Genomic DNA, 18,693 nt, shown 5'->3' with positions numbered 1-18,693 from the left:
AGCAAACTTATAAGTTTAGTAGCTGTTGCTTGAAAATAATTGATTGTTTAGTTAAAGTCATAGTCATAGCAAAAGGAGGAATTAAAGTAATGAAGGCACTTTTTGAAAAGGTTAAGTTAAATGAAAAGATTGAACTTAGAAATCGTTTTGTAATGGCCCCAATGACAACATATTCGGCTAACGAAGATGATACAGTTTCTGATGAAGAGATTGCTTATTATAAAGAACGTGCTTCAGGAGCTGGCATGATTATTACGGCATGTGCTTATGTTGCGGCAAATGGAAAGGCATTTCCGGGGCAAATAGCAGCTCATGAGGATCACTATATCCCAAGCTTACAAAGGATTGCACAAGCTATTCAACAAGGTGGTGCTAAGGCGGTACTGCAAATTCATCATGGCGGTCGTCAGTCACTTCAGCACTTAGTTCCAAATGGCGATGTTGTAAGCGCAAGTGCAGCAATTACAATAGAAAAAAATGAAGCTCGACCATTAACACTCGATGAAACGAAACAAATTATTAAGGCATATGGAGAAGCAACAAGACGAGCAATTCAAGCAGGCTTTGATGGTGTTGAGATCCATGGAGCGAATACGTATTTAATTCAGCAATTCTACTCAGCATTTACAAATAAAAGAACCGATGAATATGGTGGTACCATTGAAAAACGTATGCGATTCCCTTTAGAGATAGTGGAAGAAGTTCTAAAGAATAAAAATATGTATGCAGATGAGTCGTTCATAGTTGGCTATCGATTCAGTCCAGAAGAGCCAGAGGAAGATGGGATTACGATGGATCATACAATTATGTTAGTAGATGAATTAGCTAAAACAGAGCTAACTTACTTGCATATTTCACTTGGTGATTTCCGCTCTGAGACACACCGCTATGAAAAAGGACAACAAAATCGTATCTCCGCTATTCAAAGCTTATTAGATGGAAGAAAACCTTTAATTGGTGTTGGTTCCATTTATACTGTTGAAGAGGCAGAGCATGCATTACAGCTAGGGTCAGATTTAGTTGCGCTCGGTCGTGCATTACTTATTGAACCTCACTGGGTTGAAAAAGTGCAAAAGGGAGAGAAGGTTAATACAGCATACAATGAAAACGTTGATACTGTACTTCCAAGCCCATTACTGAAAAGACTGCAATCTAGACCAGGGTGGGTACCAGGTTTTTAATCAAAGTTCATTTAGTTTATTACAAGAGGTTTAGTAAAAGGGGAATTCCTTTACTAAACCTTTTTTATGCTACAGAAATGTTTTATAGTGCGATATTACGGGAAAAGTCCGCTATATACATAAGTAAAGGAGGGATACTGATGAATAAAAAGGGTTTTATTATCTACCTATCTATTTGTCTGGTTTTCTTTCTAATGATGCTCGTTTCTGCATGTACTGATGAAATTTTGGAAATTGAAGAAGGTAATGCGTTTACGTGGCAGAAGTACATGAACGAAGAGGAATTTAATAAGCTGGAAGAAGGTATGTCGTATCTGGAGGTAGTGAGGGTTACGGGAGGTGCCGGTGAAGAAATAGATAATGGAGTTTTTGAATGGAATGATGAATTTTTAATGACACAGGCTTATCGTCTGCAATTTAAAGAGGATGGTTTAGTCCAAAAAGAAATAGTAGAACGAAAAGGTAACTCTTCACGTTAAAATGGATCTTATAGGCATTTTGCTTATAAGATTTTTCTTTTTATATAGATTTATCCTGTAAACATCCATCTAAAAGTGATACATTTTGAACAATTGCCTCAGTTCAAGTAAACTAGAGGTAATGGATTTTTTTGTGGAAGGAAGCAACTTTAAATGATATACGAAAAATATATAGAAACACTTGAGGAGACGCAAGCACTTGCGATAAGGCTGGCGAGTTTAGTTCAATCTCAATATACAATTACGCTTGAAGGCGATTTAGGTGCTGGTAAAACGACTTTTACACAGAGCTTTGCAAAAGGTCTTGGTGTAAAACGTACAGTTAATAGCCCAACTTTTACGATTATGAAACAGTATGAAGGACGAATTCCACTGAACCATTTAGATGTCTATCGTTTAGCCGATAGCGATGAAGATTTAGGGTGGGAGGAAATCTTTTTTGGTGATGCGGTAACAGTAGTTGAATGGGCGCATTTGATTGAAGAGGATTTACCAGAAGAACGTTTAGCAATAGAAATTACACGTATTGATGAAACGAAACGTAAATTTGTATTGAAACCAATTGGCGAAAAATATATTCGCCTTTGTGAGGAGTTATTAAAATGATTTGGTTAGGAATTGAAACAGCAAATGCACCGCTTTCAGTTGCAATAGTAAAGGAAAATAAAGTGCTAGTAGAAGTGGTACAAAATATAAAGTTAACACATTCAGTTGGAGCAATGCCCGCAATTGAAGAAGTAATAAAAAAGGCAGGATTAGTACCAGCAGATATCGAGGCTGTTGCTGTTTCGGAAGGACCTGGCTCCTATACCGGTGTCCGTATTGGTGTTACCCTTGCCAAAACTTTAGCTTGGTCACTAAAAAAACCATTAGTAGGAGTTTCCAGCTTAAAAGTGCTGGCTGCCAATGCCCGTATTTCTAATTATGCGATTTGTTCTTTAATCGATGCGCGCCGTCAAAATGTATATGCAGCGGTTTATGAATCAGGTAGTTTAAATACAGTGATTGAAGATTATCACGATCATATAGACGGATTATTACTTAAACTTCAACAACTTAATCGTCCAATTTTATTTATAGGGAGCGATGTTGAAGTATACTTTGAAAAAATTCATCATGTATTAGGTGATTTAGCCATAAGAGCACCTTATACAATGGATTTACCGAGAGCTTCCGAGCTAATAGCATTAGCTCAGCAAATGCCATTACCGAACATTGAATCCACTCATACATTTGTTCCCCAATATCGCCGTATTGCAGAAGCAGAAGCGAACTGGATTAAGGAACAAAAAAAGGAGCAACACTAATGGTACAGTATCGTAAAATGGTGATTGACGATGTTCCAGCTGTCCATGCAATAGAGCTTGCCACATTTCCAACACCATGGACGTTGGAGTCGTTTTATTATGAAATGACAGAAAATCAATTTTCTCATTACTTAATAGCCGAAAACGAGACAGGTGACATTATCGGCTTTTGTGGAATTTGGCTTGTTATTGATGCAGCTCAAATCACAAATGTAGCTGTTGTGAACTCTGTACGTGGTCAAGGTATCGGTGAAGGGTTGATGCGTGAGGCGATGCGAATAGCCAAAGAAGCTAATATGGACGTCATGAGTTTAGAAGTACGTGTAACAAATACGGTTGCACAAAATTTATATCGCAAGCTTGGATTCCAAGAGGGTGGGCTTCGTAAAGGCTACTATACGGATAATCATGAAGATGCGTTAGTAATGTGGGTGAAATTATAATGGATAACTATATATTAGCAATAGAGACAAGCTGTGATGAAACGGCAGCAGCAATCATTAAAAATGGAACAGAAATTATTTCAAATGTCGTGTCATCGCAAATTGACAGTCATAAACGCTTTGGAGGTGTTGTACCTGAAATTGCGTCACGCCATCATGTAGAACAGGTAACAATTGTATTAGAAGAAGCATTAAATCAGGCAAATATGGAACCAAAAGATTTAACTGCTGTAGCGGTAACAGAAGGTCCAGGTCTAGTAGGAGCTTTATTAATCGGGATTAATGCGGCAAAAGCTTTTGCATTTGTTCACGGCTTACCGTTAATTGGAACTCATCATATTGCAGGGCATATTTATGCAAACAATTTAGTACAGCCGATGGAATTCCCATTGTTAGCATTAGTTGTGTCAGGCGGACATACTGAACTGGTCTTAATGCGTGAACATGGCTTATTTGGAGTAATCGGTGAAACTCGTGATGATGCGGCTGGTGAAGCCTATGATAAAGTAGCACGTGTATTAAATATGCCATATCCAGGTGGACCCCATATTGATCGTTTGGCTCACGAAGCAACTGAGGCTGTACCTTTTCCTCGTGTTTGGTTGGAGGAAGGATCCTATGATTTTAGCTTTAGTGGCTTAAAATCGGCTGTTATTAATTACAAGCATAATATGGATCAGCGCGGGGAAGAAATTATTCCTGAAAAAGTCGCAAAAGGATTCCAAGATAGTGTTGTGGAAGTATTAACAGCGAAAACAGTACGCGCGGCACGAGAATATCATGTGAAGCAAGTTATTGCAGCTGGTGGCGTATCGGCAAATAAAGGGCTACGTACAGCATTGGAGAAAGCATTTAAAGAAGAAGGTATTCCGTTTTTCGTACCACCGTTAAAATTATGTACAGATAATGCTGCTATGATTGGTGCAGCTGCCTATCAAATGTATCAAGCAGGTATTCGTGGGGATTTAGCTATGAATGGCCGTCCTGGTATGGAACTAAATAGTTGGAAATAAGGACCAAAAGCATGATAGAACGGAATTATATTATTTCCGTTCTATCATGCTTTTTTATGGGAAAAAATAAAGGGATAATTGTTTTAGTGTATTGCAATAATATAAGAAAGTCGAAACTAATAATTTATGATAGATAAATCTCATTTATAACAAGATTTTATTCAATGTTGAATTTTTCTGAAAATTATCCACAGATAAAGTTAATTAATCACAAAAAAGTTGTACGAACATGCGTACTTATGCACAAAGTGTTAATAACTTGTGGAAAACATGTGACTTATCTATATATAGTGGTGTCTTTTTCACATCGGATTGTGTATAACTTTGATTTTAATTGTGGATAATGTGGAAAACTATGTTGATATGTTGGTAGAACTAGATTTGTATTGTGTATAAAATTGTGGAGAAATTTGTAGAAATTTGGCGTATTGACCTATATATATGATTATTATGTAGATAGGAAAATTATAGAATTAGTATTATACAATAATAATGAGAACTAGAGTTACTTACAAAAGAGGCTACAGTAAAAAAGAGTGCCCAAAATTTCTTTTGGACACTCCTTTACTATAGTTGTTCTAGTTCGTCATTTAATTCAAGCCATTCCATCTCAAGTTCCTCGTGTTGCTGCTTTACTTCATTTAATTCAGATTGTATCGATAATGTTTTTTCGTGGTCTGAGTAAATGGCAGGATCACAAAGTTGCTCTTCAAATGTTGCAATAGTGTCAGCCAATGCACCCATATTTACTTCGATTTCCTCGACAGCACGGCGAATTTGGCGTTCTCTCTTTTTCGTATCTTTATCAATCATAGATGTCGATTTCATTTGAGTATTTTTTTCTGCCGCATTTTTTTCAGTTGCAGGTGTTTGCATAGCAGCCAGCTCTTGAAGTTCTTCTTTTTTCTCTAAATAATAGTCATAGTCTCCTAAATATTCAAAAGAACCTGTGCTGGATAGTTCAATAACTTTAGTTGCGATCCGGTTAATGAAGTAACGGTCGTGTGAAACGAAAAGAAGCGTCCCTGGATAATCGATTAATGCATTTTCCAATATTTCTTTACTGTCTAAGTCCAAATGGTTTGTAGGCTCATCTAGTACAAGAAAGTTAGATTTTTGCATCATTAATTTTGCCAGTGCAAGACGTGCTTTTTCGCCACCGGACAGTGAGTTTACAGATTTCGCCACGTCATCGCCACTAAAAAGGAAGCGCCCCAAAATATTGCGGATATCTTTTTCGTTTAATAATGGCCATTCATCCCAAAGTTCACTTAATACAGATTTATTGGAATGGAGTTTTGCCTGTTCCTGATCATAGTAGCCAATTTGGACATTCGTACCGTAACGAATATCTCCTGCAATTGCCTGTATATCCTTAACGATTGTTTTTAATAAGGTAGACTTGCCGACACCATTCGGTCCGACAAGGGCAATGCGGTCTTCCCTAAATACGCGCATTCGAATATTTGTCGAAATTTCCTTTTGGGAGAAGCCGATTGATAAATCATCAATGGATAGTACATCATTTCCACTTTGACGCTCAATAGTAAAGCCAAAGTTCGCACTTTTTTCATCGCCATCCGGAGAGTCCATCCAATTTGTTTTTTCCAATACTTTACGACGGGACTGTGCCATTTTGGTTGTCGAGGCACGTGCTAAGTTTTTTTGAATGAATGTTTCAAGCTTTGATTTTTCATCCATTTGGCGTTCATACATTTTTAAGTCCCGCTCATAATTTTTTGCCTTTTCTTCTAAATAACCACTGTAATTCCCAACATATTTAGATACTTTCGTACGTGATACTTCATAAACGATCGACACGACCTGGTCTAAAAAGTATCGGTCATGGGAAACGATTAAAATTGCACCTTCATATCCTTTTAAATACCCTTCTAGCCATGACAATGTCTCAATATCCAAATGGTTTGTCGGTTCATCCAAAATCAGTAAGTCCGGCTTTGATAAAAGAAGCTTCGCAAGGGCTAGGCGTGTCCGTTGTCCGCCGGAAAGTGAGCGAATCGGCTTATCATAGTCCTCAGGGAAAAACTGCATCCCATGTAATACGGAACGTGTATCGGCTTCATATTGGTAGCCACCTGCATCTTTGAAGTCATGCTGTAATTGGTCATATTCTCCAGTAACCCGTGTATATTGTTCAGTGTTTTCATAGATGCTTGGATCTGCCATTTGTTTTTCTAACTGGCGCAGCTTCTGTTCTTGATTTTGTAGGCTTGAAAAAATTGTCATCATTTCGTCCCAAATTGATAGCTCTGAATCGATTCCTGCATGTTGCTCCAAATAGCCGAGTCGTATATCTTTCGGAATAATAATTTCACCTGAGTCGTAACTCATTTGCCCGGCAATTATTTTTAATAACGTTGATTTCCCTGCACCGTTTCGACCGACTAATGCAATACGATCACGGTGTTGAACTTCCAACTTTACACCACTTAAAATTTCATCGGTAATAAAGGATTTATATAATTGATTTACTTGTAAGACAATCATTTTTACACCTCAGTTTCTCCTATTTAGTTTAATGGAAGGGAACATCGTACGCAACGATGGATACTTTACTTGTTGCTAGTAGTTTAGTAAGATTAACTTGCTTCTGCTCAAATTAGAGAGCTCAGACAAAGAGTGCTGGATTATGTAGCAACACCTGAATGACCAACATAATGTTGGCCTAACAATTTTCAAATGTACATAGGAGGAGAATGTGTGAAACCAGATATAAAAATTCCACAAGCAACGACAAAAAGACTTCCTCTTTATTATCGGTTTTTAAAAAACTTCTCAAATGAAGGTAAAAAGCGTATTTCATCACAAGAATTAAGTGATGCGATGAAAATAGATTCAGCAACGATTCGACGTGATTTTTCTTATTTTGGGGCACTCGGTAAAAAGGGGTATGGCTATGACGTACAATATTTGCTAGAGTTTTTCCGTCAAACATTGGACCAGGACGAAGCGATGAATGTTGCGTTAATAGGAGTCGGTAACCTAGGGAATGGTCTACTAAAATATAATTTCCAAAAAAATCATAATACACGTATTGTTGTCGCATTTGATACGAAAGCACCTCTTGAAGGAACGACAGTTAGCGACATCCCTGTATTCCATCCAGATCGTTTAGAGGAAATGTATGAAGAATTTGGCGCAGAGTTAGCCATTCTTACTGTCCCATCACGATCTGCCCAAATGATGACAGACCGTCTTGTTAAAATGAATGCAAAAGGGATTTTAAACTTCACGCCTGTACGATTATCCGTACCTGATACATTAAAAGTAATGAACATCGATTTATCGGTAGAATTACAGGCACTTATTTATTTAGTGCGAAATTCAGGTTAGTAACAAATTGTTCACATTACTATAAATAGCAAATTCTAGTTAATTACTGTAAAATGTACATAATAATAGAGGAGGTGGCTATAGTGGTTGTGCATTTAAATGCGATTGGACCGGTGAGCCTAATTATCATTGGACTTATTGCTTTATTAATTTTTGGACCAAAAAAATTGCCATCATTAGGTCGTGCAATGGGGACTACTTTACGCGAGTTCCGTAGCGCTACGAAAGGCTTGACAGATGACGATGATGATTTTGATAACAAGAAAAAAGTTATTGAACATAAAGATAATGAAAAAAATGACGTTAAGTAAATAAGGAAGTCTTACTATGAATTCAAGAGAATTAACTGTAGTTGAACATATGGAGGAGCTTAGAAAGCGCTTGTTTTTCGTGGCGATTTTCTTTGTAATGGCTCTTTTTGTAGGGTTTTATACAGCTAAACCACTAATTCGACACATTCAACGTAGCGATTTAGCTGCTAGTTTTTCCATGAATGCATTTAGTCCGGCAGATCCTTTAACTGTTTATTTACAAGTAACCTTTATTGTGGCAGCAGTCATTGTGTCTCCGCTTTTGCTTTATCAGCTATGGGCTTTTATTACTCCTGGCTTGCATGAAATGGAACGTAAAGCGACTTTGAAGTATATCCCTTATGCATTTGTTTTAGGTATTGGAGGAATTGCCTTTGCCTACTATATATTATTCCCGTTTATTATGCGCTTTATGACGGATTTATCGGCAGACTTGAATATTACACAAACAATTGGTATTAACGAATTCTTCTCTTTTTTAATCAAGCTGGTAGTACCGTTTGGTATACTATTTCAATTGCCTGTTGTTACATTGTTTATATCCCGTCTTGGTATTATTAATCCTAATCTCATGATAAAGTTTCGTAAGTATGCCTACTTTGTTTTAATCGTTATTTCAGTACTGTTGGCACCGCCTGATTTAGTATCGAATATTATTATTGCGATTCCGCTTTTTATTTTATATGAGATCAGCATTGTCATTTCACGTATCGGCTATCGGAAATACGAAGCGGCCGAAAAGGAACGCATATTAGAAGAGGAAGAACGTGAACGTGAGCTGCAAGTAGAAGAGTTACTCGAACAGCAACGTCGACAAATGGAGCAAATGAATAGTTAAGGTAAAACGCTATCAAAAGGGGTAGCGTTTTTTTTATTGTAAAATACTGCAGTCCATATTTATGGAATTGAAAAACCCGCTATTCAATCTATAGCGGGTTTGAAAAATTATACTTGAAACTTATCTGCATTCATCTGAACAAATGTCACGAACCCATTTAAAAGGATATGAGCGATAATCGGTGTGAGAAGTCGCTTTGTTTTAAAATATAAAAATGAAAAAATCATACCACAAATGGTATAAAGTAAAATGTGAGTGAAGTCCATATGAATGGCAGCAAAGATGATAGCACTAATAATGCTCGCAATCCAGAAGTTATAATTTTGAATAATTGAACCGAAAATAACGCGACGGAATACGAGTTCTTCCAAAACTGGTCCTAGAAATACGGTAGCAACAATCATGATAGGTGCTACTTTTGTGACATTCATAATTGCTTCTGTATTTTCTGAACCCATATCAATTCCTAAGGCGAGCTCTATATACGCTCCAATAGTTTGCCCTAAAAATACGAGGAAAAATCCAATAATCCCCCAACCGATGGATGACCCAATCGACGCTTTTTCCCCTTTAAAAACATCCCAAAATTGCTTATTGCGGGAGATCAAAATAAAACTCACGACAAATGCGACCCCAAATGCTATTGTTGTCCACCAAGCCTGTAATTTAATTATACGGTCTTGCTCAGATACACCAGAAAAAAGTTGTAAAAGGGAATCTTTTAAACTAGGAATGAATATAAGTAATAAGACTGATAATTGACAAATGATATAAGTTAATAACACATAAAATGCAGTTTTCTGTGTTTTAAACTTAGAAGATGAGGTAGACGTCACGGATTAATAACCTTCTTTCTAATTGTTACAGCATGAAATTCTACACAAAAATCGTGTGAAATGCCGTATTTTTTATTATACATTTAACTAAGGACTATTATGATATAGCCATTAGCATACATTACTTCTTTATTGTAGAGGAATTTAGCAATAAAACAAAATTTTTTAAAGCACATACTTGCAAAAAAATATAGAATTCATTAAACTAATAAATGTGTTAGCACTCGACAATTGAGAGTGCTAAAAAGAAAATTTCTTTAGGAGGTTGTTTCAATTGTTAAGACCATTAGGAGATCGCATCATTATCGAACTTGTTGAGGTAGAGGAAAAGACGGCATTTGGTATCGTTTTACCCGACTCAGCAAAAGAAAAACCACAAACTGGTAAAGTAGTGGCAGTAGGTACAGGTCGTGTTCTTGACAACGGCACTCGTCTTGAGCTTGACGTAAAAGAAGGCGACGAAATTATCTTCTCTAAATTCTCTGGTACGGAAGTGAAGTACGACGGCGTAGAATATTTAATTATACGTGAGAGCGATGTACTTGCAATTGTCGGATAATTCCAAATTAAAACGTAATTATGCAGCTAGTTTTACATATTAAACTTTGCTAGCTGCTCATCTTCATAAAAAATATATTTAAATAATAGATCGCAAATTTTAGGAGGAAAATGAATTATGGCAAAAGATATTAAGTTTTCAGAAGAAGCACGTTCATTAATGGCATCTGGTGTAGATAAATTAGCTAACGCTGTAAAAGTAACTTTAGGACCTAAAGGACGTAACGTTGTTTTAGAGAAAAAATTCGGTTCTCCACTTATTACAAATGACGGTGTATCAATCGCCAAAGAAATTGAATTAGAAAATGCATTTGAAAATATGGGTGCAAAATTAGTAGCTGAAGTTGCTTCTAAAACGAATGAAATTGCTGGTGACGGTACAACTACTGCAACAGTTTTAGCACAGGCTATGATTCGTGAAGGTCTTAAAAACGTAACAGCTGGTGCTAATCCAGTAGGTATTCGTAAAGGGATGGACAAAGCGGTTGCAGCTGCATTAACAGAGCTTCAAGCGATTTCACGTCCAGTAGAAAATAAAGAATCAATCGCACAAGTAGCGGCAATCTCTTCAGCGGATGAAGAAATCGGTCAATACATTGCAGATGCGATGGAGCGCGTAGGAAACGACGGCGTTATTACAATTGAAGAATCAAAAGGTTTTACAACAGAATTAGATGTAGTGGAAGGTATGCAATTTGACCGTGGCTATGCATCACACTACATGGTAACAGACACAGATAAAATGGAAGCGGTACTAGATAACCCATTCATTTTAATTACAGATAAAAAAATCGCTAACATTCAAGAAATTTTACCAGTGTTAGAGCAAGTAGTACAACAAGGTCGTCCAATTTTAATTATTGCTGAAGATGTTGAAGGGGAAGCTCTTGCAACATTAGTAGTAAATAAATTACGTGGTACATTCAACGCAGTAGCTGTAAAAGCTCCAGGCTTCGGTGACCGTCGTAAAGCAATGTTAGAAGATATTGCTGTATTAACGGGTGGACAAGTAATTACTCAAGATCTTGGCTTAGATTTAAAATCAGCGGATTTATCAACTTTAGGTCGTGCTGCTAAAGTTATCGTATCAAAAGATAACACAACAATCGTTGAAGGTGCTGGTAACACAGATGCAGTAGCTGGTCGTGTAAACCAAATCCGCGCACAACTTGCTGAAACAACTTCAGAATTTGATAAAGAAAAGTTACAAGAACGCTTAGCAAAATTAGCTGGTGGCGTTGCAGTAATTAAAGTTGGTGCAGCAACAGAAACAGAATTAAAAGAGCGCAAATTACGTATTGAAGACGCATTAAACTCAACACGTGCAGCAGTAGAAGAAGGTATCGTATCAGGTGGTGGTACAGCACTTCTAAATGTTTACGCAGCAGTTGAAAAAGTATTAGACCAAGTAGAAGGCGATGTAGCAACAGGGGTACGTATTATTTTACGTGCATTAGAAGAGCCAGTACGTCAAATTGCTGAAAACGCTGGTTTAGAAGGTTCAATCATCGTTGACCGCCTAAAACGCGAAGAAATTGGAATCGGTTTTAATGCAGCAACAGGTGAGTGGGTAAACATGATTGAAGCAGGTGTAGTTGACCCAGCAAAAGTTACACGTTCAGCATTACAAAATGCAGCTTCTGTAGCTTCATTATTCTTAACAACAGAAGCAGTAGTTGCAGATATTCCAGAACCAGCTGGATCAGGTATGCCGGATATGGGCGGCATGGGTATGCCAGGGATGATGTAATTCGTAATTAATCCTTATCCGAAATTAATATAGACAGCCTTAATTGGAGTTAAAAACATCGTATGATTTTGAAGTCATACGATGTTTTTTGTCTAAATAAACAATATAAGAAGATTTTGTTTTTTAACAACCAATAATTTATAATATGAACAAGTTACATAATAAGGGGGAAATTGGATGAAAAAATTCTCGTTTTTTGCAGTAGTACTAATGGTATTGCAACTAATACTGCCTTTTTCTACAACGGTAAGTGCTGAAGAAAATAGTGATTTATTGAACTATTTAGCGCTCGGTGATTCATTAGCTGCAGGGGTGAATGAAAATAGTGAAATTGGACTCGGGTATGCCGATCTAATCGCTAAAAGTTATATGGATGAGCAAGAGGGAATCCAGTTTAACAAAGGGTTTTCTTACCCGGGCTATACAACTGTAAATGTTTTAAATGATATTGTTGAAAATGTCACAAAGCCAATTTATGATCTAAATGGTCAGTCAGAAAAAACAGCTTCCATTAAGCAGGCAATTCAGGAAGCCGACCTAATTTCATTAAGCGTAGGTGCAAATGATATATTAAAATATGTGACTCGCTCAGAGACAGGCGGCATTACATTTGATGCAGCAGGTGTTTTAAAAGGAGTACAGGAAGTATCATCGAACTATGATAAGATTTTCAAAACTCTTTATTCAATTAATCCGAATGTTGAGATTATCGTAATGGGACTTTACAATCCATTTCCCGCTATTCAAGATCCAGTTATCCAAACCCAATTAAATATGCTTGTAACAACGATCAACAATTCAATCAAAAATATAGTAGAAACTAATAAAGGTATTTTTTCGGAAGTAGCCCAATTAATTGCAGCTGATTCGAAAGCGTACCTTCCTAACCCTGCAAATATTCATTTAAGTGAAGCAGGCTATAAAGTAGTCGCAGATAAGATGATGAATGATTATTTAAATTCCATTATTAAAGAAGTAGAAGAAACAATTCCGGAAGAGGAAATTAAAGAAGCACCGTTTCAGGATACTAAAAATCATTGGGGTAAAGAATATATTGATATCGCTTATACTAAAGGTTTTATGAATGGGTTCGAAGATGGTTCCTTTAAGCCGAATACGAATATGACACGTGCCCAAGTATTATCGGTTATTTCACGTGCCTTTGAATTAAAGGCAACAAAACCTGCCCCATTTAAAGACATTAGCCATTATGCACAGCAATCACAAAATGAAATTGCGGCAGCATATGAAGCAGGATTAGTCCTTGAAAATGATGGATATTTTAATCCACAAGGCAATATTACACGCTCACAGCTAGCTTTAGTTTTAATGCGTCTATCAAATGCTTTAGCTGGAGAAGAGTTTGAACCAAAAGAACTTGCTCCATTTAAGGATATCGAGAACTATGCTTATGAAACACAAGCAGCAATTACTTATTTATTTGATAGTGGTATTGTACAAGGAACTAGCGCTACTACATTCTCGCCAAAAGGCAATGTTACACGTGCGCAATTAGCAAAAATTCTCGTACTCGCAAATTCAAAAGAATAGAAAAAACGAGCGTTAAATGGACGGGGATCCATTTGGCGCTCGTTTTTTTTGTGACGAGTAAATAAAACTCCACTCGTCAAGAAAGGGTACATTCCCACCCAGAAGAGCATGGAATGTCTTTCAAATATATCATTGCAAAAACGGGGATTTTTGCAAGGGGACACTATTTTATCTTAATACACTTACTTCGAGTAATTCTACTCTTTCCACTTTAAACCTTCAAAGAAACGGTAAATTTCTTCAAACACTAATTCACGTTCTTTACCTAATGTTAATATATGTCCGGAATTAATGAAAGTTTTAATTGATTTAATTCGTGAATTTACTGAACTATAAATTAGATCGGCACTTTCACAATAATATTCATCATCTTCAAAACCGCGTAAAATATGAACAGGTGTTTCAATGACATTTAACTTTTCGCTTGTTTCATTAATCATGCTCTGTAAATAATTTAAAGACGGCATTTTCATAAGTTCAGCAATTTTAGTATGGCTATCCACTGTTTCATCATACGTACCTGATAACTTTTTATAGTTAATCGCATATTCAACAATTCGATTTTGTAAACTATCCGTTGATTTTGACATTGCTGGAGCAGACATTGTAACAATTGCCTTTGTTGGTCGTTCTTCTCCAAGCTTTAATGAGAAAATACCTCCAAGGGAAACACCTGCTACTGCGATTTCTTCATAGCCACGATTACGTAAATCATCATAGCCTTCGATTACACTATCCCACCACTCAGTTGGTTGAGATTGGATTAATAAGTCAGGACCACCGCCATGACCTTTATATAATGGTGCATGAACTGTGTAGTTACGATCCGCTAAATATTTTCCTAAACGTTTTACATCATTTGTATTTCCAGTAAAACCATGCAGTAATAAAACAGCACGTTTACCGGCTTCCATTGTAAAAGGTTTCGGCGCGATGAGTTTCATTGTCTATTAGACCCCTTTGTAAAATTAATTATGTCCATTTTATAAAAATTTATAAAAACTATTGAAATTTTAAATTATTTTTGTTATGAAAACTTGCTGCTATCGCTTATTATAAAGAGTATAGATATATAAGTACAATTTATTATTCTTATTGTTTTGATTCGAAAAAGTTATGAATAATGTGGGGGTTGAATTATGGAGATTGAACAGCTTCAATATTTCAAAACCGTTGCTACAATGCAACATATGACACGTGCGGCAGAAGTTTTAGCTATTTCCCAGCCAGCATTAAGTAAATCAATTGCGAACATCGAACAGCATCTCGGTGTGCCACTTTTTAACCGTGAAGGTCGTTCGATTTATTTAAATCGATTTGGTGAGCTTTTTTTGCAAAGTGTAAATGTAATTTTAGATGAATATGATCGTATTAAAGAGGAATTTGAAGATATTATTAAGCCAGGTTCAGGAGAAGTATCATTTGGTTTTATTCATACACTCGGTATGGAAGTAGTTCCCGAATTAATCGCTTCAACAAGCTCGGCTTTTCCAAATATGCATTTTTCTTTAACACAGGCTACTTCACTAAATTTAATGAAAAGACTAGAAGAAGGGGCCATTGATTTGTGCCTATCTCAAAAAATAGAATCAAAGGTAATTGAAATAGAAACTGAGGAATTATTTGTGGAGGAACTTTTCGTAATTGTTCCGACAACACATCCATTAGCTATGCAGGAATCCGTAAAACTAGATGAAGTAAAAAATGAACCATTTATCGCAATAAAAAAAGGCAACTCGCTACGACAGTTAGTCGATGAATTTTTTTTAGATGCGGGAATTGAACTTAATACAACATTTGCTGCTGAAGAAATGCATACTGTGGCGGGATTTGTAGGCGCGGGGATGGGTATTTCCCTCATTCCAAATATTAAAGGGCTTGACCATTATAAGGTAAAGAGGTTAAAGGTAGAGCCTCCATGCTATCGTTCTGTTGGTGTTTCTTGGGCGAAAAACCGATATCTCCCGCCTGCTGTTGTTGAATTCAGACAATATTTATTAGATTATTTTCAGCAAAGGGAAGTTTAAAATGATGGACAAGTATGCAAAATTTTTAGTGTGGCTTAAGGAACGGGAAGTAGACAATTTAGCGATTTGGTTACAGGAATTCGAGTTAGCGGAAAAAGGTAGCGAAAAAGCAATTATCAATATTGCTTTATTATATAAACAATATGGTAATTTTGGTGAAATGTACGATTTACTCAATGAGATGAGTGAACGAAAAAATTCAGAGGCGATGTATGAGCTAGCGAACTGTTATATTGAAGGCCTTGGTGGAAAAGGCAGTGAGCATCAAGCTTTATCCTTGTATAAAAGTGCTGCACAATTAGGTCACCGTGATGCAATGAATAATTTGGCTGATATGTATTTCAATGGTGAAGCTACAGAAGTCGACGAGAAAAAAGCATTTTTTTGGTTTGAAAAAGCAGCGGAGCTTGGTGTACCAGAAGCGATGTATACACTGGGAATTATGTATGAGCAAGGTTTGGGAACCAAATGTAATGCATCCAAAGCTTTGGACTATTATAAGCGCAGTGCTGCTCTTCAATATGTAGAGGCTAAATATCGGCTAGGTATGATTTTCTATTCAGGGGAACTTAACCAGCAGCAGAACGATAGAGAAGCAATCAACTGGTTTAGACAAGCGGGCGAGCATTTCCATGTCGATGCAATTTATAACTTAGGTTACTGCTATGAGCATGGTCATGGCGTCATGCAGGATGTAGACAGAGCCATGGCTTATTACAAGCAGGCCAGTATACTAGGGGATATCGAAGCTACAAAAAGGGTAGTAGACTATTATGAAAAAACAAATTCTATAGAAGCTGCTAAGTGGCATGAAAAATTGAAAAGCCTTGAAAACCTTAACGAATAGGATGGAATTTAGTTATACTTCTTAGTAATTTATATGTTTAATTTTCCAGTAAACTTGGGAATATAACCAATAGGGAAAAGTGATAAGGAGGGGAATTTTTATGTTCATGTTTGCCGTACCGCATATCTCTTCTAATGACAATGAAGATGTTATTCAAAAACTACAGCAAATTCTATTGGAGCAACGGGAAAACTTAACAATGCTTTGTACAATTGTTGAATATTTAAGGGAATATGTCCAAACTGGATTAGATAATAAAGATGTCATAAAATATAATCAAAGAATCCAAATGATGACGTATAAACAAACAGATCGTTATAATGAGATTGATCATCTCATTAATAAAAATATTATCGAAATAAAAAAAGGTAAAACTACTGATAACACGGCTTTAACATTTGGAAAAGAAGTAAGGAAAATTGAATCGGGTTTCCGTACGTTAAAACTTTTCACATGTGATGTTATTAATATGTTAGATTCCAATAAACATATCGAAAATCGTAGTTTAGAACGCATACGTTATTTTGATAAACGTTCTGCTTCGTTGGAAGCGGAGATTATTTCACTGACACAGCAATTATCCTTTAAATAGAACTATGAAGCAAACTTTCTCAAATAACCAGAGGAGGTTTGTGTTTTTTTTATTCAATATAAATTTAGAAAATTGTAATATCGTTATGACCATATTTTGAACGAAAAAGATTATACTGTTAGGAGAGAGTGAACGAAATAGGAGCGAATTAATATGAAAACTGTAGTTGTAGTAGGTGGCGGAATTACCGGATTGTGTACGATGCATTATTTAAAAAACCAAATGCATGAAAAGAATATCGAAGCAAGATTAGTATTAATCGAAAAAAATCCCTATTTAGGCGGAAAGATACATTCCGTACATGAAGGAGGGTTTATTATGGAAACCGGCGCGGATTCCATTGTGGCCCGCCATCCAAATGTCCTAGAGCTCGTAAAAGAGCTTAACTTTGATTCGGAGCTTGTTTATAACGAAACAGGTATATCCTACATTCATACTAATAATGAGCTACATGCTATTCCCGCGGGGTCAACATTCGGGATTCCAATGAGCGTGGAATCACTTATGTCGAGCACGTTAATTTCAGAAGAAGGAAAGAAAAGAGCATTAAAGGATATAGACATTCCAAATACAAAATTTACGAAGGAAAGTTCCATCGGTGCATTTTTGGAATATTTTTTAGGGGAAGAAATAGTGCGAAAACAAATTGCTCCTGTATTGGCAGGGGTATATTCGGGAGATTTATACCAGCTGAGCTTAGCTTCAACATTACCGTATTTAGTCGATTATAAAAATAATTATGGGTCGATTATGAAAGGTTTTGAAGCTAATCGCGAGCAGTTTGAAAAAGCAGCGGATAAGAAATTTATTTCTTTCGAGAAGGGGTTATCTTCATTAATTGACCGCCTTGAAGAGCAATTGCCGGAAGTGGAATTCATAAAAAAGGCCGCAACTGAGCAAATACAAAAAGTAGGGGAACAGTATAAAGTTGTATTAGAGGACGAAACGATTATAGCGGATATTGTGGTCCTTGCTGTGCCGAATAATACAGTACGTACTGTATTGCAAGACGAAAAATTAGATGGACAGTTAGAAAAGTTTACAACAGCATCAGCATTAACGATGTATGTTGGTTTTGATGTACCAGACAGTGTTTTACCAGCAGATGGTACAGGTTTTATCGTCTCCCATAATAGTGATTTAGTATGTAATGCCTCTACATGGACAAGTCGTAAATGGAAGCATACTTCAGCAGAAGGGAATCTGCTTGTTCGTTTATTTTATAAAAATATTAATCCGCGCTATGAAGAACTGGCAGCCATGACTGATGAAGAGTTGGAGAAAGTCGCAATGGAGGATATTCGCTTAAGTTTGGGTATTGAAGCGAAACCAACCGTCGTAAATATAACGAAATGGATTAATCAGATGCCTCGCTATGATTTAGCGCATAATGAAGCGTTATCTGAAGTTGTGGACGATTTAGAAGTGCACTATCCGAATCTGCTTTTAGCTGGATGTTCATACTTTGGGGTAGGGATCGGTGCTTGTATTCAAAACGGTAAAAAAACGGCGGAACAAATTATTGCACGAATTATGTAAAGAAATACTTTATTAGGCTAAAGGGTATTGACGTCTTATTTAGATAACGATATGATAGCTTAAATAA

At 36.5% G+C, this 18,693-nt stretch carries 19 protein-coding genes; 16 read left to right on the top strand and 3 right to left on the bottom strand.

The window, feature by feature from the left end:
* Positions 1-89 precede the first annotated feature (89 nt).
* From NYE67_RS18730 to tsaD, 6 genes are all read left to right on the top strand, one after another.
* Positions 90-1,181 (top strand): NADH-dependent flavin oxidoreductase, encoded by a 1,092-nt coding sequence (locus NYE67_RS18730; protein ID WP_340726367.1) that lies wholly within the window; start codon positions 90-92, stop codon positions 1,179-1,181.
* A gap of 140 nt (positions 1,182-1,321) precedes the next feature.
* Positions 1,322-1,660, top strand: a complete 339-nt coding sequence (locus tag NYE67_RS18725; protein WP_340726366.1) for a hypothetical protein — start codon at positions 1,322-1,324, stop codon at positions 1,658-1,660.
* 153 nt (positions 1,661-1,813) lie between these two features.
* Positions 1,814-2,266, top strand: a complete 453-nt coding sequence (gene tsaE, locus NYE67_RS18720) for a tRNA (adenosine(37)-N6)-threonylcarbamoyltransferase complex ATPase subunit type 1 TsaE (protein ID WP_340726365.1) — start codon at positions 1,814-1,816, stop codon at positions 2,264-2,266.
* Positions 2,263-2,967 carry a tRNA (adenosine(37)-N6)-threonylcarbamoyltransferase complex dimerization subunit type 1 TsaB gene (tsaB, locus tag NYE67_RS18715; RefSeq protein WP_340726364.1) on the top strand — a complete coding sequence of 235 codons (705 nt, stop codon included), beginning with the start codon at positions 2,263-2,265 and terminating at the stop codon, positions 2,965-2,967. The genes tsaE and tsaB overlap by 4 nt, the downstream gene beginning before the upstream one ends.
* Positions 2,967-3,410, top strand: a complete 444-nt coding sequence (gene rimI, locus NYE67_RS18710) for a ribosomal protein S18-alanine N-acetyltransferase (protein ID WP_340726363.1) — start codon at positions 2,967-2,969, stop codon at positions 3,408-3,410. Before tsaB ends, rimI begins: the two co-directional genes overlap by 1 nt.
* Complete coding sequence (gene tsaD / locus NYE67_RS18705) at positions 3,410-4,423, top strand: tRNA (adenosine(37)-N6)-threonylcarbamoyltransferase complex transferase subunit TsaD (RefSeq protein WP_340730781.1); 1,014 nt, start codon at positions 3,410-3,412, stop codon at positions 4,421-4,423. Before rimI ends, tsaD begins: the two co-directional genes overlap by 1 nt.
* Positions 4,424-4,990: 567 nt before the next feature.
* Here the strand turns inward: tsaD and NYE67_RS18700 are convergent.
* Positions 4,991-6,931, bottom strand: coding sequence for an ABC-F family ATP-binding cassette domain-containing protein (locus NYE67_RS18700; protein WP_340730780.1), 1,941 nt, complete (start codon positions 6,929-6,931; stop codon positions 4,991-4,993).
* 213 nt (positions 6,932-7,144) lie between these two features.
* On the opposite strand from NYE67_RS18700, the gene NYE67_RS18695 reads away from it, so the two are divergent.
* The 3 genes from NYE67_RS18695 to tatC all read left to right on the top strand — a co-directional run bounded on the left by NYE67_RS18695 (position 7,145) and on the right by tatC (position 8,926).
* On the top strand, positions 7,145-7,777 hold the full coding sequence (locus NYE67_RS18695; protein ID WP_191701832.1) for a redox-sensing transcriptional repressor Rex: 633 nt from the start codon (positions 7,145-7,147) through the stop codon (positions 7,775-7,777).
* A gap of 83 nt (positions 7,778-7,860) precedes the next feature.
* Positions 7,861-8,088, top strand: a complete 228-nt coding sequence (gene tatA / locus NYE67_RS18690; protein WP_318245232.1) for a twin-arginine translocase TatA/TatE family subunit — start codon at positions 7,861-7,863, stop codon at positions 8,086-8,088.
* Positions 8,089-8,104: 16 nt separating this feature from the next.
* Positions 8,105-8,926, top strand: coding sequence for a twin-arginine translocase subunit TatC (gene tatC / locus NYE67_RS18685; protein WP_191701830.1), 822 nt, complete (start codon positions 8,105-8,107; stop codon positions 8,924-8,926).
* Between the two features lie 107 nt (positions 8,927-9,033).
* Here tatC and NYE67_RS18680 read toward each other — a convergent pair whose 3' ends face one another.
* Complete coding sequence (locus NYE67_RS18680; RefSeq protein WP_340730779.1) at positions 9,034-9,762, bottom strand: CPBP family intramembrane glutamic endopeptidase; 729 nt, start codon at positions 9,760-9,762, stop codon at positions 9,034-9,036.
* A 274-nt stretch (positions 9,763-10,036) separates the two neighbouring features.
* Here NYE67_RS18680 and groES point away from each other — a divergent pair, with 274 nt between their 5' ends.
* The 3 genes from groES to NYE67_RS18665 all read left to right on the top strand — a co-directional run bounded on the left by groES (position 10,037) and on the right by NYE67_RS18665 (position 13,621).
* Positions 10,037-10,321, top strand: a complete 285-nt coding sequence (gene groES, locus NYE67_RS18675) for a co-chaperone GroES (RefSeq protein WP_191705257.1) — start codon at positions 10,037-10,039, stop codon at positions 10,319-10,321.
* A 117-nt stretch (positions 10,322-10,438) separates the two neighbouring features.
* Entirely contained in the window at positions 10,439-12,070 is a 1,632-nt protein-coding gene (gene groL / locus NYE67_RS18670) for a chaperonin GroEL (protein ID WP_340730778.1), read from the top strand.
* Between the two features lie 177 nt (positions 12,071-12,247).
* Positions 12,248-13,621: an S-layer homology domain-containing protein gene (locus tag NYE67_RS18665; RefSeq protein ID WP_340730777.1), complete on the top strand. Its 1,374-nt coding sequence runs from the start codon at positions 12,248-12,250 to the stop codon at positions 13,619-13,621.
* 197 nt (positions 13,622-13,818) lie between these two features.
* Here the strand turns inward: NYE67_RS18665 and NYE67_RS18660 are convergent, their stop codons facing one another.
* Entirely contained in the window at positions 13,819-14,565 is a 747-nt protein-coding gene (locus NYE67_RS18660; RefSeq protein ID WP_191701825.1) for an alpha/beta hydrolase, read from the bottom strand.
* Between the two features lie 195 nt (positions 14,566-14,760).
* Here NYE67_RS18660 and NYE67_RS18655 point away from each other — a divergent pair, with 195 nt between their 5' ends.
* The 4 genes from NYE67_RS18655 to hemG all read left to right on the top strand — a co-directional run bounded on the left by NYE67_RS18655 (position 14,761) and on the right by hemG (position 18,626).
* Positions 14,761-15,648: a LysR family transcriptional regulator gene (locus NYE67_RS18655; protein WP_191701824.1), complete on the top strand. Its 888-nt coding sequence runs from the start codon at positions 14,761-14,763 to the stop codon at positions 15,646-15,648.
* Position 15,649: 1 nt separating this feature from the next.
* Positions 15,650-16,495 carry a tetratricopeptide repeat protein gene (locus NYE67_RS18650; RefSeq protein WP_340730776.1) on the top strand — a complete coding sequence of 282 codons (846 nt, stop codon included), beginning with the start codon at positions 15,650-15,652 and terminating at the stop codon, positions 16,493-16,495.
* Positions 16,496-16,595: 100 nt separating this feature from the next.
* Positions 16,596-17,087: a chemotaxis protein gene (locus NYE67_RS18645; RefSeq protein ID WP_340726356.1), complete on the top strand. Its 492-nt coding sequence runs from the start codon at positions 16,596-16,598 to the stop codon at positions 17,085-17,087.
* 153 nt (positions 17,088-17,240) lie between these two features.
* Positions 17,241-18,626: a protoporphyrinogen oxidase gene (gene hemG, locus NYE67_RS18640; protein WP_340730775.1), complete on the top strand. Its 1,386-nt coding sequence runs from the start codon at positions 17,241-17,243 to the stop codon at positions 18,624-18,626.
* Positions 18,627-18,693: the final 67 nt, after the last annotated feature.

It is taken from the genome of Solibacillus sp. FSL W8-0474, from assembly GCF_038004065.1.
In the GTDB taxonomy this organism is placed as follows: Bacteria; Bacillota; Bacilli; order Bacillales_A; family Planococcaceae; genus Solibacillus; species Solibacillus faecavium.
Note: the sequence above shows the minus strand (reverse complement) of the source record. Positions and strands in the feature narration are given on the sequence as shown.

Bases quoted from the DNA above. Each gene is read 5' to 3' on its own strand.
- NYE67_RS18730 (WP_340726367.1), top strand. From the start codon at position 90: ATGAAGGCACTTTTTGAAAAGGTTAAGTTAAATGAAAAGATTGAACTT.
- NYE67_RS18725 (WP_340726366.1), top strand. From the start codon at position 1,322: ATGAATAAAAAGGGTTTTATTATCTACCTATCTATTTGTCTGGTTTTC.
- tsaE (WP_340726365.1), top strand. From the start codon at position 1,814: ATGATATACGAAAAATATATAGAAACACTTGAGGAGACGCAAGCACTT.
- tsaB (WP_340726364.1), top strand. From the start codon at position 2,263: ATGATTTGGTTAGGAATTGAAACAGCAAATGCACCGCTTTCAGTTGCA.
- rimI (WP_340726363.1), top strand. From the start codon at position 2,967: ATGGTACAGTATCGTAAAATGGTGATTGACGATGTTCCAGCTGTCCAT.
- tsaD (WP_340730781.1), top strand. From the start codon at position 3,410: ATGGATAACTATATATTAGCAATAGAGACAAGCTGTGATGAAACGGCA.
- NYE67_RS18700 (WP_340730780.1), bottom strand. From the start codon at position 6,931: ATGATTGTCTTACAAGTAAATCAATTATATAAATCCTTTATTACCGAT.
- tatC (WP_191701830.1), top strand. From the start codon at position 8,105: ATGAATTCAAGAGAATTAACTGTAGTTGAACATATGGAGGAGCTTAGA.
- groL (WP_340730778.1), top strand. From the start codon at position 10,439: ATGGCAAAAGATATTAAGTTTTCAGAAGAAGCACGTTCATTAATGGCA.
- NYE67_RS18665 (WP_340730777.1), top strand. From the start codon at position 12,248: ATGAAAAAATTCTCGTTTTTTGCAGTAGTACTAATGGTATTGCAACTA.
- NYE67_RS18660 (WP_191701825.1), bottom strand. From the start codon at position 14,565: ATGAAACTCATCGCGCCGAAACCTTTTACAATGGAAGCCGGTAAACGT.
- NYE67_RS18655 (WP_191701824.1), top strand. From the start codon at position 14,761: ATGGAGATTGAACAGCTTCAATATTTCAAAACCGTTGCTACAATGCAA.
- NYE67_RS18650 (WP_340730776.1), top strand. From the start codon at position 15,650: ATGATGGACAAGTATGCAAAATTTTTAGTGTGGCTTAAGGAACGGGAA.
- NYE67_RS18645 (WP_340726356.1), top strand. From the start codon at position 16,596: ATGTTCATGTTTGCCGTACCGCATATCTCTTCTAATGACAATGAAGAT.
- hemG (WP_340730775.1), top strand. From the start codon at position 17,241: ATGAAAACTGTAGTTGTAGTAGGTGGCGGAATTACCGGATTGTGTACG.